The organism is Arenibacter certesii DSM 19833, assembly GCF_000429545.1.
Lineage (GTDB): Bacteria > Bacteroidota > Bacteroidia > Flavobacteriales > Flavobacteriaceae > Arenibacter > Arenibacter certesii.
The window spans coordinates 76,362-91,908 of sequence record NZ_AUCB01000017.1; the positions used below are offsets into that span (position 1 = coordinate 76,362).

The 15,547-nt window shown below is 35.4% G+C and carries 15 protein-coding genes; 14 read left to right on the forward strand and 1 reads right to left on the reverse strand.

What is annotated here, in order from left to right; translation table 11 throughout:
• Window positions 1-321: 321 nt before the first annotated feature.
• A complete protein-coding gene (gene tatA, locus G466_RS0110520; RefSeq protein WP_026813632.1) occupies window positions 322-507 on the reverse strand; it encodes a twin-arginine translocase TatA/TatE family subunit in 186 nt (61 codons plus the stop codon).
• A 199-nt stretch (window positions 508-706) separates the two neighbouring features.
• Here tatA and G466_RS0110525 point away from each other — a divergent pair, with 199 nt between their 5' ends.
• From G466_RS0110525 to G466_RS0110590, 14 genes are all read left to right on the forward strand, one after another.
• Window positions 707-1,576, forward strand: a complete 870-nt coding sequence (locus G466_RS0110525) for a M23 family metallopeptidase (protein ID WP_026813633.1) — start codon at window positions 707-709, stop codon at window positions 1,574-1,576.
• 6 nt (window positions 1,577-1,582) lie between these two features.
• Window positions 1,583-3,079, forward strand: a complete 1,497-nt coding sequence (locus tag G466_RS0110530; RefSeq protein ID WP_026813634.1) for a GH3 auxin-responsive promoter family protein — start codon at window positions 1,583-1,585, stop codon at window positions 3,077-3,079.
• 228 nt (window positions 3,080-3,307) lie between these two features.
• On the forward strand, window positions 3,308-4,990 hold the full coding sequence (locus G466_RS0110535) for a DUF6909 family protein (RefSeq protein ID WP_026813635.1): 1,683 nt from the start codon (window positions 3,308-3,310) through the stop codon (window positions 4,988-4,990).
• 6 nt (window positions 4,991-4,996) lie between these two features.
• Window positions 4,997-6,052 carry a hypothetical protein gene (locus G466_RS0110540; protein ID WP_026813636.1) on the forward strand — a complete coding sequence of 352 codons (1,056 nt, stop codon included), beginning with the start codon at window positions 4,997-4,999 and terminating at the stop codon, window positions 6,050-6,052.
• Window positions 6,053-6,054: 2 nt separating this feature from the next.
• The gene (rfbB, locus tag G466_RS0110545) at window positions 6,055-7,098 is read left to right on the forward strand and encodes a dTDP-glucose 4,6-dehydratase (RefSeq protein WP_026813637.1); all 1,044 of its coding nucleotides are present in this window, start codon (window positions 6,055-6,057) and stop codon (window positions 7,096-7,098) included.
• A gap of 9 nt (window positions 7,099-7,107) precedes the next feature.
• Window positions 7,108-7,974, forward strand: coding sequence for a glucose-1-phosphate thymidylyltransferase RfbA (gene rfbA / locus G466_RS0110550; protein ID WP_026813638.1), 867 nt, complete (start codon window positions 7,108-7,110; stop codon window positions 7,972-7,974).
• Window positions 7,974-8,519: a dTDP-4-dehydrorhamnose 3,5-epimerase gene (gene rfbC, locus G466_RS0110555; protein ID WP_026813639.1), complete on the forward strand. Its 546-nt coding sequence runs from the start codon at window positions 7,974-7,976 to the stop codon at window positions 8,517-8,519. Before rfbA ends, rfbC begins: the two co-directional genes overlap by 1 nt.
• Window positions 8,519-9,373: a dTDP-4-dehydrorhamnose reductase gene (rfbD, locus tag G466_RS0110560; RefSeq protein ID WP_034235298.1), complete on the forward strand. Its 855-nt coding sequence runs from the start codon at window positions 8,519-8,521 to the stop codon at window positions 9,371-9,373. The genes rfbC and rfbD overlap by 1 nt, the downstream gene beginning before the upstream one ends.
• Entirely contained in the window at window positions 9,366-9,878 is a 513-nt protein-coding gene (locus G466_RS0110565) for a hypothetical protein (RefSeq protein ID WP_026813641.1), read from the forward strand. Before rfbD ends, G466_RS0110565 begins: the two co-directional genes overlap by 8 nt.
• 11 nt (window positions 9,879-9,889) lie before the next feature.
• Window positions 9,890-11,323 carry a lipopolysaccharide biosynthesis protein gene (locus G466_RS0110570; protein ID WP_026813642.1) on the forward strand — a complete coding sequence of 478 codons (1,434 nt, stop codon included), beginning with the start codon at window positions 9,890-9,892 and terminating at the stop codon, window positions 11,321-11,323.
• Between the two features lie 7 nt (window positions 11,324-11,330).
• Window positions 11,331-12,407 carry a DegT/DnrJ/EryC1/StrS family aminotransferase gene (locus G466_RS0110575; RefSeq protein ID WP_026813643.1) on the forward strand — a complete coding sequence of 359 codons (1,077 nt, stop codon included), beginning with the start codon at window positions 11,331-11,333 and terminating at the stop codon, window positions 12,405-12,407.
• On the forward strand, window positions 12,401-13,036 hold the full coding sequence (locus G466_RS0110580) for a NeuD/PglB/VioB family sugar acetyltransferase (RefSeq protein ID WP_026813644.1): 636 nt from the start codon (window positions 12,401-12,403) through the stop codon (window positions 13,034-13,036). The genes G466_RS0110575 and G466_RS0110580 overlap by 7 nt, the downstream gene beginning before the upstream one ends.
• 20 nt (window positions 13,037-13,056) lie before the next feature.
• A complete protein-coding gene (locus G466_RS0110585; RefSeq protein WP_026813645.1) occupies window positions 13,057-14,160 on the forward strand; it encodes a TDP-N-acetylfucosamine:lipid II N-acetylfucosaminyltransferase in 1,104 nt (367 codons plus the stop codon).
• Complete coding sequence (locus G466_RS0110590) at window positions 14,157-15,392, forward strand: hypothetical protein (RefSeq protein WP_026813646.1); 1,236 nt, start codon at window positions 14,157-14,159, stop codon at window positions 15,390-15,392. Before G466_RS0110585 ends, G466_RS0110590 begins: the two co-directional genes overlap by 4 nt.
• Window positions 15,393-15,547 lie beyond the last annotated feature (155 nt).

A 15,547-nucleotide genomic window follows, 5' to 3' on the forward strand; every position in this document is an offset into this window, starting at 1 on the left:
GTTCAGAAAATAAAGCATGAAAATGTATAGTGTAGTTCTATATATGGCTGGGCAGCTATTAGATTACAAATTAGTAGAAACGCCAATTTTATATAAAATTGAGTAGAATTTAAGACTTAAGGATTAACCGTAAAACTAGGAGAATAGATTTGGCGTTTTTTATTATACTGGATTAGATTTCCTTCGAAAAGGTCTACCTATTCATTGCAAAATGGCAATAAAAAAGAGTGTACCCGTTTCTAAAAGGATATTCTGAGAACAATTAAAACAAAAAAACACCTACAACAGCAGGTGTTTTTTTATATAATATGAAGTGTATATTTAATTTTCTTTTTTCTCTTCCAAGACATCATCATCTTTGGAAGCATCCTTAAATTCTTTAATACCACTACCCAGTCCGCGCATTAGTTCTGGTATTTTCTTTCCTCCGAATAATAGTAAAACCACCACCACAACCAAAATGATTTGAGGTGCGCCAATTGCTAAAAATGTGTTTAAAGTTATCATAGTAAGATGATTTATTAGTAACAAAGGTACTAAAAAAGATATAAGTAACTTGTTAATTTTAAAGACTAAAATATATTTTATTTCTGCCAAACTACAATATAATTTATGAAAAGATACATTTGCATAGAAATTATATTATCCATCCAAAATTAATACTAAAAATAATTAAAGTTAATTTGTAACCTTATCTTTGTTTATTATGACCAAAAAACGAAAAAAAGGAAAGGAAATAAGGAGGAAGCTTTTGCATAAGTACCGTTTGGTCATTCTTAATGAAAGTACTTTTGAAGAAAAGATTTCATTTAAGCTGAACAGAATGAACGTATTTGTTACAGGCTCCCTATTCATCATTGGCCTTATTGGGTTTACCATACTACTTATTGCCTTTACCCCTCTTAGGGAGTATATACCAGGATATTCTTCTACCAAGCTAAAGCGACAGGCTACAGAGCTTACCTATAAAACAGATTCCCTGGTAGTTGTGTTAAATTATACCAATAAGTATTTGGACAATATCCGAAAAGTACTAAAAGGCGATATTGAAAATAACGAAATTAATCGAGACTCTTTGTTTGAACAGTATAAGATAGACCCCTCTACCATAGACTTAAATCCTATAAAGGAGGATTCTATTTTAAGGGCACAAGTAGCTAGAGAGGATAAGTACAATTTGTTTGAAAGAAATATCAATAACCCTGGAAGGGTATTATTCACCCCTTTGAGCGGAACAATATCTCAAGGTTTTAGCACAGAATCCAAACATTATGCAGTAGACATAGTTGCCCCTAAAGATAGTCCTATAAAGGCTGTGGCTAATGGCACCGTGATATTCGCGGAATGGACGGCCGAAACTGGTTATGTCATTATATTAGAGCACTCGGAAGGACTTCTTAGTGTATACAAGCATAACGGCTCCCTTAACAAGGAACAGGGCGATATAGTTCGCGCCGGAGAAGTGGTTGCGTCAGTAGGCAATACAGGGGAATTTACGACTGGTCCGCACTTGCACTTTGAGCTTTGGAGCAACGGTAGCCCTCTTAATCCAATGGATTTTATTGATTTTAAATAACAAATAATGAGTCTAAAATCGTTCGCAGCCAAAATATTTGCTGGAATCGTAGCAAAAAAAACTGCTAAATGGGTAAATAACCCTTTAGGAACGCAGGAAAAAGTATTTACTTCTCTGTTATCGCAAGCAAAGGATACTGTCTTTGGAAAGGATCATAATTTTTCCGAAATACACTCCCACGAAGATTTTGTGAAACATGTCCCTATAAGAGATTATGAAGAGTTAAAAGCATACGTAGAAAGGGTAGTTGCAGGGGAGAGCGATATATTATGGCCTGAAAAACCAGCCTATTTTGCCAAAACATCAGGCACAACCTCCGGAGCAAAATACATTCCTATTACCAAAGAGTCCATCAAATACCAGGTAGAAGCTTCCCGTAACGCAATCCTAAACTACATCCATGAAACGGGTAAAGCAGATTTTGTAGACGGAAAAATGATATTTCTTCAGGGGAGTCCCATAATGAAAGAAAAGAATGGAATTAAAATAGGGAGGCTATCGGGAATATCCGCGCATTATGTACCCAACTACCTGCAAAAAAATAGACTTCCTAGCTGGGAAACCAATTGTTTGGAGGATTGGGATACTAAAGTCAATGAAGTAGTAAAGGAGACCGTAGACCAGGATATGACCATTATTGCAGGTATCCCTTCTTGGGTGCAAACCTACTTTGAAAAATTAAATACTACTACTGGGAAAAAAGTAGGAGATCTGTTCAAAAATTTTGAACTATTTATTTATGGAGGCGTTAACTACGAACCTTACCGTTCCAAGTTTGAGAACCTTATTGGGAGAAGGGTAGCTAGTATAGAATTGTTCCCCGCTAGTGAGGGATTTTTTGCCTATCAAGATTCGCAGACCGAAAAAGGTATGTTATTACTACTCAACTCAGGGATTTTTTATGAGTTTGTAAAGTCCGACGAATTTTTTGTGGACAATCCAAAGCGACTCACTCTTAAAGATGTGGAGTTAGGAGTTAATTACGTAATGATTATCTCCACAAATGCTGGACTATGGGGGTATAACCTAGGAGATACCATTCAGTTTATTTCTGTAAATCCCTATAAAATAATAGTATCAGGAAGGATAAAACATTTTATCTCTGCCTTTGGCGAGCATGTAATTGGCAAGGAAGTGGAAGAAGCCATGAAACAAGCCATAGAAGAAACCGATGCAAGGATTAATGAATTTACCGTTGCTCCACAGATCAATCCAGAAGGTAAGGAGCTCCCCTATCACGAATGGTTTATTGAATTTGAGCAACTACCATCTGATCCTGAAAAATTTAGCCAAATTTTAGACACCTCGCTACAACAACAGAATTCATATTATTTTGATTTAATAAAGGGTAAGATATTACAGCCCCTCAAGATCACTCAAATTAAGAAAGACGGATTTCAAGGTTATATGAAGTCCATCGGAAAATTAGGCGGACAAAATAAGGTACAGCGCTTATCCAACGATCGTAATGTAGCTGACGGTTTAAGGGAGTTTAAAATATGATGGTACATCAACACCGTCTTTCTATGGGAATTTTTAGCTCCTAGCGTTTAATTAACTTCCCCCTTTCCTTACTAATTGGATTTTCGTTCCCGTAGCATTTAAATTATCTTAGCGTTACCATAAAAAAGCAAACAAATTCAACAAGACCACTCCTACTTATTGGAGATAGAAAAATTGCCACTAGAATTAGATACCAATATAAATTGTAGTTTTGCATGAAATATGTCTATGAAAAAATCCACCAACACCACTAGGGCGCAAGAATCTACCAATGCGATTGAGCGGTTATATATTACCATGCGTCATTTATTTAACCGTGGCTTTTATAAGCCATCAGGGGTTTCAGGGGCAGCCCTTAGGCAATCCCTACTACAGCTAAGGCCTGAAATATATGGCTCTATTGCAGAAGAGAAAACTGAGTTACATGGACTTATATATGTGCTAGAGCGCTTGCCTGAGGGTATTGAGCAGTGCCGGTACATTAACCTTACTTCGGACGAAGGCTATTCCAGTTCTCAATTTCAACCTATTATTCCTCCAAAAAGACGAAGAAACTGCTACAGAATAGATGATGAGCAGATGAATATTGAGATAACTAGGGGACGATCGGACATCTATGACATTCTTACCCATCTCACCTTCCTTTTTATTGAAGCTGAAAAAATTAGTAATCGGGTATTAATTGAAGATACCGATAACACTATCCGGGATTGGGTAAAATTGGAAGAAGCAGCTCAACAAGAAGAACTTAGCCTTAAAGAACGTGAAGTGGCACTGACCCATGTGGCCAATATTTTAGGAAGGCCCTTTATAGAAGTTTTGGCGGTACACAAAATACTATCTATCGATAGCGATCCGGAGCGATTTCTAAAGATTATATATTGGTTGGGCAAATTGGCCATTGAAGAAGTAACTACTGGTAATAAACGTGCTATTACATTTAGCCCGATGTTACGGGAGCGCTTGGGCCATCATATCCATGGAGAGCGTTGGGCGAATACCATAAAGGAAAAATTGCGCGAAAATAATTTGTTGGGACGACCTATACACATAATAAGTGCCAATATGCATAGCGTAATGAATTCTTTGTTCGCTAAAAAAGCGTTATCCAAGGAATTTGCAAATAACGATAGTCTTTCCATTTATGAGGCCTTAAGTAATTCGGAGAATTCCATGCTTAGGGATAAGGTGACCGCTTTAGCAATGAAAAACGGAATGATCCCTATAAACGATATTTCGGGAACTAATATAGATGTTCAAATCTTTGACTTGGCCAAATTGGGGACGGGCACATGTGGTTATGAATTACAAAATAAAACTGAAAACGAGACACCTGTCATCTTTGTTATGGATTATGCCTTTGGAGAACAGGCATATGAGACTATAGATGAACTTTTAAAACCGTATAGAACTAAAAAAAACCAAGAGGTATTTTTAAATGTTGCATCTATTTCTATTATGGGTAAAGCAGGGATTCTAGATGGTGGAAAAGGGGATATTATGATTCCGGATGCTCATATATTTGAAGGGAGCGCGGACAACTATCCTTTTAAAAATGAATTAAGCAGGTCCGACTTTGAAGGAAACGGGTTAAAGGTGCTACAAGGAGCTATGGTTACGGTTTTAGGAACTTCCTTGCAGAATAAGGATATCCTAAAATTCTTCCATCAATCTACTTGGAACGTAATTGGGTTGGAGATGGAAGGAGTTCATTATCAAAAGGCCATTCAATCTGCTTCCAAGATACGGAAGAGTATTAGGGAAGATGTTAAGGTAAGGTATGCTTATTACGCTTCAGACAACCCTTTGGAGACGGGAAGCACCCTAGCTTCTGGCGGCTTGGGAACCACTGGGGTAAAACCAACCTATTTGATTACCGACAAAATACTTACACAAATATTTAATTCTTAAGTTTCTATGGCCGATCAATCACAAACACCCAGAAACTCCTCCTCAGAGGAGATAGATTTGGGGCACCTCTTCCAACTAATTGGCAACGTATTCAAAAAAATATTTCTTTTTATAGGGAATGTATTTAAAGGTATATTCCATGTCATTATCTTATTCCTGCTTTTTTTACAAAGGCATTTTCTAAAGTTTGTGATTACGGGGATTATTGGCTTGGCCTTAGGTATCTATTTAGACATGACCAAGGAACCTAGGTATCTTTCTACCATGGTTGTGGAGCCCAATTTTAATAGTGTTCAACAATTGTACAATAATATTAATTTCTACCATGAATTGGCAGAAGCCCAAGATTCACTTGCCTTGTCAGAAGCATTGGATATATCCGTTAAGGAGGCATCCTATATTAAGGAATTTCAAGTTGAATCCTATTCCGACGAAAACCAAAAGGTGCAGTTATTCGACAAATTTGTACGTAGCTTGGATTCTACCACCAAAAAGGCCATAGATATGCAGAACTTTCTGAAGAATTTTAATTCTTTGGATGCTCGGTTCCACACTATATCCGTTATAGCCTCCAATAGTTCCATAGCAAAAAAATTACAGCCTTCCATTATAGGTTCTATCTCCAGAAATGAATATTTTCAGTTGCAGCAGAATATTAGCGATCAAAATATAAATTTACAGGACAGCCTTTATAAGAAGCAATTAATGGAAGTAGACTCCCTACAACAGCTATACAAAAGGGTAATGGTAAAAGAGGCCGAGAAACCTATGCAGGGGACAAACATTAACCTTGGTCAGGGCGAAGGAAAAGAAAATAAGGAACTGGCCTTGATTACCCAAGTAGAGCGACTAAAAGAGAATTTGGTTTTATTGAATGAGGAGCGCGCCAATAAATCTAGTATCCTAAATGTAATCTCTGCTTTTCCACGGAGAGGGGTGGAAGTAAAAGGCGTTTTAAACAGCAACAAATTTTGGATTCCACTTGGGTTTATTGGGATAGCGTTAGTTGTTTTAAGTTTATTGGAATTAAACAGCTATTTAAAGAACTATAAAAAAGAATAGTTATGAATATATTAGTTACCGGTGGGGCCGGCTTCATAGGATCTCATGTAGTAAGAAGATTGGTAAACACCTATCCAAATTACCATATTTATAATTTGGACGCCCTGACCTATGCTGGAAATCTTGAAAATTTAACTGATGTGGAATTGGCTTCAAATTATACCTTTATCAAAGGAGATATTACGGATGCCGATTTTATAGATGCTCTTTTTACAAAACACAAATTCGATGGAGTAATCCATTTGGCGGCGGAATCTCATGTAGATAGGTCCATAACAGACCCCATGTCCTTTGTAAAAACCAATGTGATGGGGACCGTGCATCTCTTAAATGCTTTTAAATCTATTTGGAAAGATAATTTTAATGGAAAGCGGTTTTATCATGTTAGTACAGATGAAGTATATGGTTCTTTGGGTAAAACCGGTTTGTTTACAGAAACCACTTCCTATGACCCCAATTCTCCTTATTCAGCCTCCAAAGCCAGTTCTGATCACTTTGTAAGAGCCTATGGTGAAACCTATGGAATGCCCTATGTAATCAGTAATTGTTCCAACAATTACGGTCCCAATCATTTTCCTGAGAAATTAATTCCACTATTCATAAATAACATTATCCAAAATAAACCCTTGCCGGTCTACGGCGATGGAAATTATACCAGGGATTGGCTGTTTGTGGAAGATCATGCAAGGGCAATAGATCTAGTATTCCATGACGGAAATAATGGGGAAACCTACAACATTGGTGGTTTTAACGAGTGGACCAATCTAAACCTGGTAAAATTGCTGTGTCAACAAATGGATGAAAAGCTGGGGAGACCCACTGGGGAAAGCGAAAAATTGATTACCTACGTAAAGGACAGACCCGGTCACGATTTGCGTTATGCAATTGATTCCACCAAAATTAATAAAGAGCTCGGATGGAAACCTTCCGTTACCTTTGAAGAAGGCCTAGCAAAGACCATTGACTGGTATTTAGCAAATGAGGAGTGGCTCTCCAGTGTTACTTCAGGAGACTATCAAACCTACTATAAGAAACAATACCAATAAATACTCAAAATGAAAGGAATAATATTAGCTGGGGGATCCGGCACTAGGTTACATCCGCTTACCTTAACTGTAAGTAAGCAGCTAATGCCCATTTATGACAAGCCCATGATCTACTATCCGCTTTCAACTTTAATGTATGCGGGTATTACGGAAATATTGATTATTTCTACCCCTAAAGACCTTCCATTATTTAAAGAGCTATTGGGAGATGGAAAAAAATATGGTTGTTCTTTTGAATACGCCGTTCAAGCAGAACCCAATGGATTGGCAGAGGCCTTTTTAATTGGAGAAGACTTCATTGGGAATGATAAAGTAGCCCTAATTTTGGGAGATAATATTTTCTACGGTTCTGGCTTAGCTAAATTATTACAGGCAAATAACAATCCAGATGGGGGAATAATTTATGCTTACCGAGTACATGATCCAGAACGTTATGGGGTGGTGGAATTTAATGCAGATGGAAAAGTAATTAGTATTGAGGAAAAACCGGAAAAACCCAAATCCAACTACGCGGTTCCTGGGATATATTTTTATGACAATGACGTAGTTGAAATTGCTAAAAATATTACTCCAAGCCACAGAGGCGAAATAGAAATTACAGACGTAAACAAAGAATACCTTAAACGGGATAAATTAAGCGTAAGTATATTAGACCGAGGTACTGCTTGGTTAGATACAGGCACCTTTGCCTCGTTAATGCAGGCATCGCAGTTTGTAGAAGTCATAGAAGAGCGTCAGGGGCTTAAAATAGGAGCCATTGAAGGCGCAGCCTATGAAATGGGCTATATTAGCAAGGAACAGTTTGTAGCGCTCGCAGAACCCCTTTTGAAAAGTGGCTATGGAAAAAATTTATTGGGAATATTGAATCAAAATTAATGAACGTTAGAGAGACCCATCTTAAAGGATGTTTTATTATAGAACCAACAGTATTTAAGGACAATAGGGGATATTTTTTTGAAAGTTTTAATACCAAGAACCTAAATGAAGCCCTTAAGAAAAATATAAACTTTGTACAAGACAATCAATCTTATTCATATAGGGGAGTGATAAGGGCAATACATTATCAGACAGGTGAATATGCACAAGCTAAACTAGTACGGGTACTTAGTGGTAAGGTTTTGGATGTAGCGGTAGATTTAAGACAAGATTCTCCCACTTTTGGGCAGTATGTTGCCGTAGAACTATCTGCCGAAAACAAAAAACAACTATTTATCCCTAAGGGGTTTGGACATGGTTTCTCAGTTTTGAGCGAAACCGCCGAGTTCTTTTATAAATGTGACAATTTTTATAACAAAGACTCAGAAGGTGGTGTTATTTATAATGATCCGAGGTTAAATATAGATTGGCAACTACCTTATGATGAAATAAAAGTATCTAAAAAAGACTTAGAATTACCCGTTTTAGAAAATGCACGCCTATAATGGGAGCTGAAAAAAACATACGTTCAAAAATACTGATTACCGGAGCTAATGGACAGTTGGGGAGATCTTTACAAAATGTGGCAAAGCGATATCCTGAATATGATTTCCATTTTAAAACCTCCAAGGAACTAGACATAACCTCGAAGGAGAATATAAACAAACTGTTTGCGCATGAAAAGTTCGACTATTGTATTAATTGCGCGGCTTATACTGCAGTGGATAAGGCAGAAACAGATCAAGAAAACGCTTTTTTAGTGAATGCTGAAGCGGTCAAATATTTGTCAGAAGCTTGCAAGGCGCAGAATGCTGTTTTAATACATATTTCTACCGATTTTGTATTTGACGGATCCAAGACAACGCCTTACACAGAGGAAGATACTCCAAACCCAATAAACGTATATGGGGCTTCCAAATTAAAAGGGGAACAATACGTGCAGGATATCTTGAAAAATTATTTTATCATACGCACATCATGGGTATATTCTGAGTACGGGAATAATTTTGTAAAAACCATGTTGCGTTTGGGTACTGAAAGAGATGAACTTAATGTGGTTAACGATCAGATAGGATCCCCCACATATGCTGGAGATCTAGCCGAAGCAATAATGAAAATCATCAATTTAGAAGCAACCAATTATGGAATCTATCATTATAGCAGTGAAGGAGCTATTAGTTGGTATGATTTTGCAAAGGAAATTTTTGAAACCAAAGGAATGACTATAAAAGTAAATCCAATCCCATCGGAAGCATATCCAACACCTGCGAAGAGGCCCGCTTTTAGTGTAATGGATCTATCGAAATTTAATCGATTTATTGTTATTCCTGGTTGGAAAAAAGGTTTGAAAAATGTCTAATTATATTATGAACCTTAAGAATATAATTGTTTCCGTATTTTCTCTTCTACTCTTATTTTCATGTAATACTCGGAAAAAGAATGCTAGTAAGGATGTTTTTAATATAACCTTAGTAGCCAAGGTTTTAGAAAATGATAAATTTCAAGTCTTTTATATAGACGAGTTAAATAAAGGATATACAGAAGACAAACGGATAGTTGCCAATGTAAAAAAGTCGCCCAATTTTCAGGAAATAACTTTTGAGTTAAACACCATACCTTTAACATTTAGAATAGACCTAGGCGAAAACGGTCATAATTCAATTGTAGAAGTTGATAAAATTATCTTGGATAGTGGAAATAGGAAAATTGAACTAAACAGTGATGTGATGCATCGATTTTTTGATACCAACATTTATACCAGTAAGGTTGGTAATGGGTATCATAGAAGTGCTGTAGAGGGAAGATATGACCCATTTATAAGCGCTACCGCACTGTTAGAAAAGAAACTGGAACTAGAGTTTTAAAATTACATCTAATGTCCCTTAAAAAGAAAACTCTATATGGATTTATATGGATGTCTATAGACGTCCTTTTTCTGCGGGGACTGGCATTTGTAACCTCAATTGTATTAGCGAGAATACTAAACCCAGAAGAGTTTGGTCTAGTGGGTATGATCGCTGTACTTATAGCAATTGGGACAACTTTTGTGGATTCTGGGTTATCAGAATCATTAATAAGAACAAAAAACACGAACGATAAGGATTATTCTTCCATCCTTATCATGAATTTGATTATTGCTATCATCATCTATACGACCCTTTATTTTACTGCTCCATTGGTGTCTAATTTTTATAATCAGCCACTACTCACAAATCTTATTAGGGTCTATGGAATTTGTTTTATACTAACAGCCTTATCCGCTACACAAATTGCTATTTTATTAAAAAAACTAGAGTTCCGTAAGCTTACCTTATTAAATTTACCTGGAGCAATAATTGGATCCATCATTGGTATTGTTCTAGGAATTAAAGGTTTTGGAGTATGGAGCATTATATTTATGTATATAGCCTCCCAAGCGGTTCAAACTATATTTTTATGGATTTTCTCTACGTGGAAACCAAGTTTCACCTTTTCTGTTGAAAAGATTAAGCTCCATTTTAGTTTTGGATATAAGTTATTAATTTCAGGATTGTTAAACTCGGTTTTCAATAATGTCTATAATGTGTTAATAGGGAAATACTTTCCCATTAAATCCCTAGGCTATTACGAAAGGGCAAATGCATTTAGTAATCAACCTGTCTCTATATTGTCTAGTATAATAAGTAAAGTAACCTACCCTATTCTAGCGAATATGCAGGAAGAAAAGGAGAAGATTACTAAAATATATAAACAGATGTTCCAAACTACCTATTTTTTAACCACCCCTTTAATGATTCTATTAGCGGGCAATGCCATGCAGATTTTTCAGCTTATACTAGGAGAAAAATGGTTGGGTGCCGTACCCTATTTCCAAATTCTGTGTGTAGCTGCTATTTTCTATCCGATTAATGCGTTCAACTTAAATATATTAAAGGTTTTTGGAAGAACAGATTTGTTTTTAAGGCTTGAAATAATTAAAAAACTAATTATTATAATCAATGTAACTATTGGTTTCTATTTTGGAATTTACGGATTGTTATGGAGCAGTGTTTTATCATCCTTCCTAGCTGTAATGGTAAACGGTCACTATAGCTCTTTAATAATAAATTATTCCACCAGAAATCAATTATTGGACATGTTACCCATTTCACTAATTTGCACCGCTATGTTTTTAATTATCAATTACTTATCCAACGCATTACCCGTAGATTATGGTTTTATGCGTATAATAATATCTTCTATAATTGGATTGTTATTTTACCTAATTAGCTGTAAACTTTTAAAATTACCGGTAATCGGCTATACCTTAAACTTTATAAATCCAAAATAACCTAAAAATGATACATGTTACCAAGACTTTTCTACCGCCTATATCAGAGTATACCAAGCAGGTTAAAAGAGCGTTTGATGCAGAATGGTTAACGAACCGCGGTTCACTGGTTTTGGAATTAGAGCAAAAAATCACCCACTACCTTGGAACTCACCACGTAATTGTTACCAACAACGGAACCACACCTATACAGATCGCCCTACGCATCTTGGCAGATCAAGGAGAGGTCATTACCACGCCATTTAGTTATGTGGCTACCACAGCGGCAATTTTATGGGATAGAAGCACTCCCGTTTTTGTGGATATTCACCCAGAATATCTTACTATTGACGAGTCCAAAATTGAAGCAGCAATAACAAAAAATACCAAGGCCATATTGGTGACCCATGTATTTGGTAATCCTTGTAATGTAGAGGAAATTGAAAGAATAGCAAAAAAACATAATTTAAGTGTAATCTATGATGCGGCACATTGCTTTGGAGTAAAATACAAGGGGCAGTCCATTTTTAACTACGGTGATGTAAGCACATGTAGCTTTCATGCAACTAAGCTATTCCATACAGGTGAAGGTGGAGCTATGTTTACCCAAGATGACCAACTTAGGCACAAACTTTTTTACAGTCACAATTTTGGACATGATGGACCAGAAAACTTCTTTGGACTTGGGATTAATGCCAAAATTTCAGAACTGCAGGCCGCAATGGGATTAGCAGTTTTTCCTTATATGGATAAAATAATAGAGGAGCGCAAGATTGTCTGTAATTACTATGACAAGCACCTTAATTTTGATACGCTACAGCGTCTAAAAATCAGAGAACATACCGATTGGAACTATAGCTATTATCCCATTATTTTTGAAACTCAAGAGAAACTGCTAGAGATCCAACAAATTTTAAAGGAAAACAATATTTTTCCTAGACGTTATTTCTACCCATCGTTAAATAGAATAGGCTATATTAACGATGATAAAATGAGTGTTTCGGAAAACGTTGCTTCATGTATACTATGTTTGCCATTATATGTTGGACTTAAGGAAACGGAACTTAGTTTAATATGCGAATTAATTAATTCGAAAATATGTTAATCATTGGAGCCAAGGGATTTGCGAAAGAGGTATTGGACACGCTACATCAACAAGAGGAAGAAGATATCGTATTTTATGACGATGTAAATAAAGATGTAGACGCTCTATTATTCGGAAAGTTTAAAATATTGAAATCCATTAATGAGGCGACTAAATATTTTTCAGAAAATCAGAATGAATTTACAATTGGAATAGGAAATCCTCAGTTACGAAAAAGATTATGTAGGAAATTCGAAGATATTGGAGGGGTACTAACTTCCACTATTCATCCTAGTGCCGTTATTGGGCAATATGATGTGTTAATCCACAACGGATGCAATATTTTGGCAGGATCTATAATCTCCAATAGTGTCATATTGGGAAAAGGATGCATCGTATATTATAATGCAGTCATAACTCATGATTGTAGTATTGGCAAATTTGTTGAAATATCACCAGCAGTAACTATCTTAGGGAGGGTAAAAATCGGAGATTTTTCCCACTTGGGATCCAATTCAACTATTTTACCAAATATCACCATTGGTAAAAATGTTGTTGTTGGAGCGGGCGCTGTAGTAACAAAAGATGTACCTGATAATTCTGTGGTAGTAGGAGTCCCCGCAAGAATAGTTAAGACCTTGGACAATTAGGCAACTAAAGAATAAGTATTATGATTGTACATTTGTTTGAGGATGAAAAGTTCGTAGATACAACAATAGAGAAATTTGAAACCATCTCGGAAGGACAAAACAGGTATATTGTATTTTCTAATAGCGAGCACTTAGTGCACCCTAAAAAAACGGATAAAATTGAAATCTATCCCAATAGTTGGCGCAAGCTCAATTTAAACTCAATATTTAATAATTGTAGTTTATTGGTAGTTCATTACTTATCCCCTATTAAATGGTTTATCGTAAAAAATAAACCTAAGCAGCTCAATGTGGTGTGGATGGTGTGGGGAAAGGATGCGTACGATTATTTTGAGAATTATGAACAGTTTGAGCCACGGACAAATTCTTACATTAAAACAGGCTGGAGATCAAAATTAAAAAACACGGTTTTTTATGATTTCTACCACAAATTTAAATATGGAGTTTACACAATTAACAAAGAAAAAGATGTTTCCCTTAAAATCAATTATTTAACTACTGTTTTACCCACCGAGTTTGAATTAATCAAAAGTGAATTTAATCTAAATGCCCACTTTATACCCTTCAATTATGATAGTTTAAATGATTTACTTACAGACGATAAAAATCATAAGCTTGGGGACAACATATTGATTGGCAACTCCGCTACACCGTCAAATAACCATCTAGATGTATTTGAGAAATTAGAAAATATAGAGCAAAAAATTATTGTTCCACTAAATTATGGCGAGGAATACTATAAGCGGCTGATTATACAAAAAGGTCATGAATGGTTTGGGTCTAAATTTCAACCTTTAACCACGTTTATGCCGTTTGAGGATTATCAAGAAATTGTTTTTTCGTGCAATTCAATGGTAATGCATCATATAAGGCAACAGGGCCTTGGAAATATTCTGCTTGCACTTTATGTTGGGATTAGGGTATTTTTAAATAATAAAAGCACCACTTATAGCTATTTTAAAGACATAGGCTTTAAAATCTACGATTTAGAACAAGACATAAGTCTTTTAGGTGCCGAATTAAAACAAGACGAGAAGTTGTTGAATAGATCATTGGTGCAAAAATATTATGGCCTGGAAAAGATTTATGAAGGCACACGTAATATTGTTAATTTAACGAATTGAAATATTTTAAGTCCATATACCAACTAAGTTTCTACCTAGTAACATTGATTACCTTCGTTTTTGGGGGTTCTATTCAATACTTATTTGGCGTTTCCAACACCGTACTAACTTTTTTTATAACTGGTTGCTTGTTTATGGTATATGGCCTATATGCGCTGTTAAAACTACGAGTAGTGGTTAACAGAGTTGTTTTTATTGCAATCGCCTATATACTCTTAATCCTTCTTACGGCAGCTATAAGAAATAGTAGTTTAATATTAACTATTACGTATCTAATTTTCCCTCTTTTACCCTTGGCAGTATATCTATTTAGTTTCATCAACTATAAAGAAGAATACATTTCCTTTCAAAGAATTTTTAGAACCTTCTTCTATATCGCCTTGATTCAACTTCCTGTGCTATTAATACAGAAAAATTTCTATGATGTTTTGATACGTTTTAATAATAGTACTCAAAAAATAGAGTGGTATGATTTTATGTTCGGAACCTTTTTCATTAAATCAGATCACTCCCTAGGCATATTCTTATTGATCGTAATTGCTATAATCTTATTTAAACAAGAAAAAGTAAAGCGCATTATTAAATATCGCTACGCATCAATAGTATATTTAGGGATCACCTTATTTATGACCGAATCCAATATATCAAAACTTATCCTGGTCATAATTTTATCAACGATTATAATTATTCCCTTATATATAAAATATTCCAAAACGCTAAAATTTAAAATTGTTGTGGGTTTATTGGTCCTTGCAATCGTGTCCGCAGGATATTCTGTAAGGAACAAAGATTTTATTCAAAAAAGGCTAGGTGGCTCATTGGAGCAACAATTTTCATTGAAAAATGCTGAAAGATTTTATGAATTAGGAACCGCAAAACGTTTTCATATTGTAATGGTGGCATATAGCAAAATAAAGACGAAGTGGATTGGTGACGGCCCCTATTCTTATTTTGACATCCGCACTGGGAAATTTAAACAGACTATGCACTTTACTCAATTGATTTGGACTTATTACGATTTAGGAATATTTGGACTAATAGTAGTTTTCGGATACATTTTAAGCTTAATTAGATATCTGGATATAGATAGAGGCCTACCGTATATGTTGTTTTTAGGCATTTTTATGATCTATGCATTTTATACAACTATTTTTTCAGATATAGCAATTATATTTGGTGTTTTCACAATTTTCAACAAACCCAATTTCTTGAAAAATCAATCGATAAATTAAAATGATTATTACAAATATGGTTATAGTAGAAAACACCTATAAGTTCGGCTGTATTTACGGTATTGAGCAAACTAATCATATCTGTAATCTTTAATTCAATGTAATTTTGAAGCGGATAAATCAGTTGCAAAATACATACAGTAGAATTTTATGTG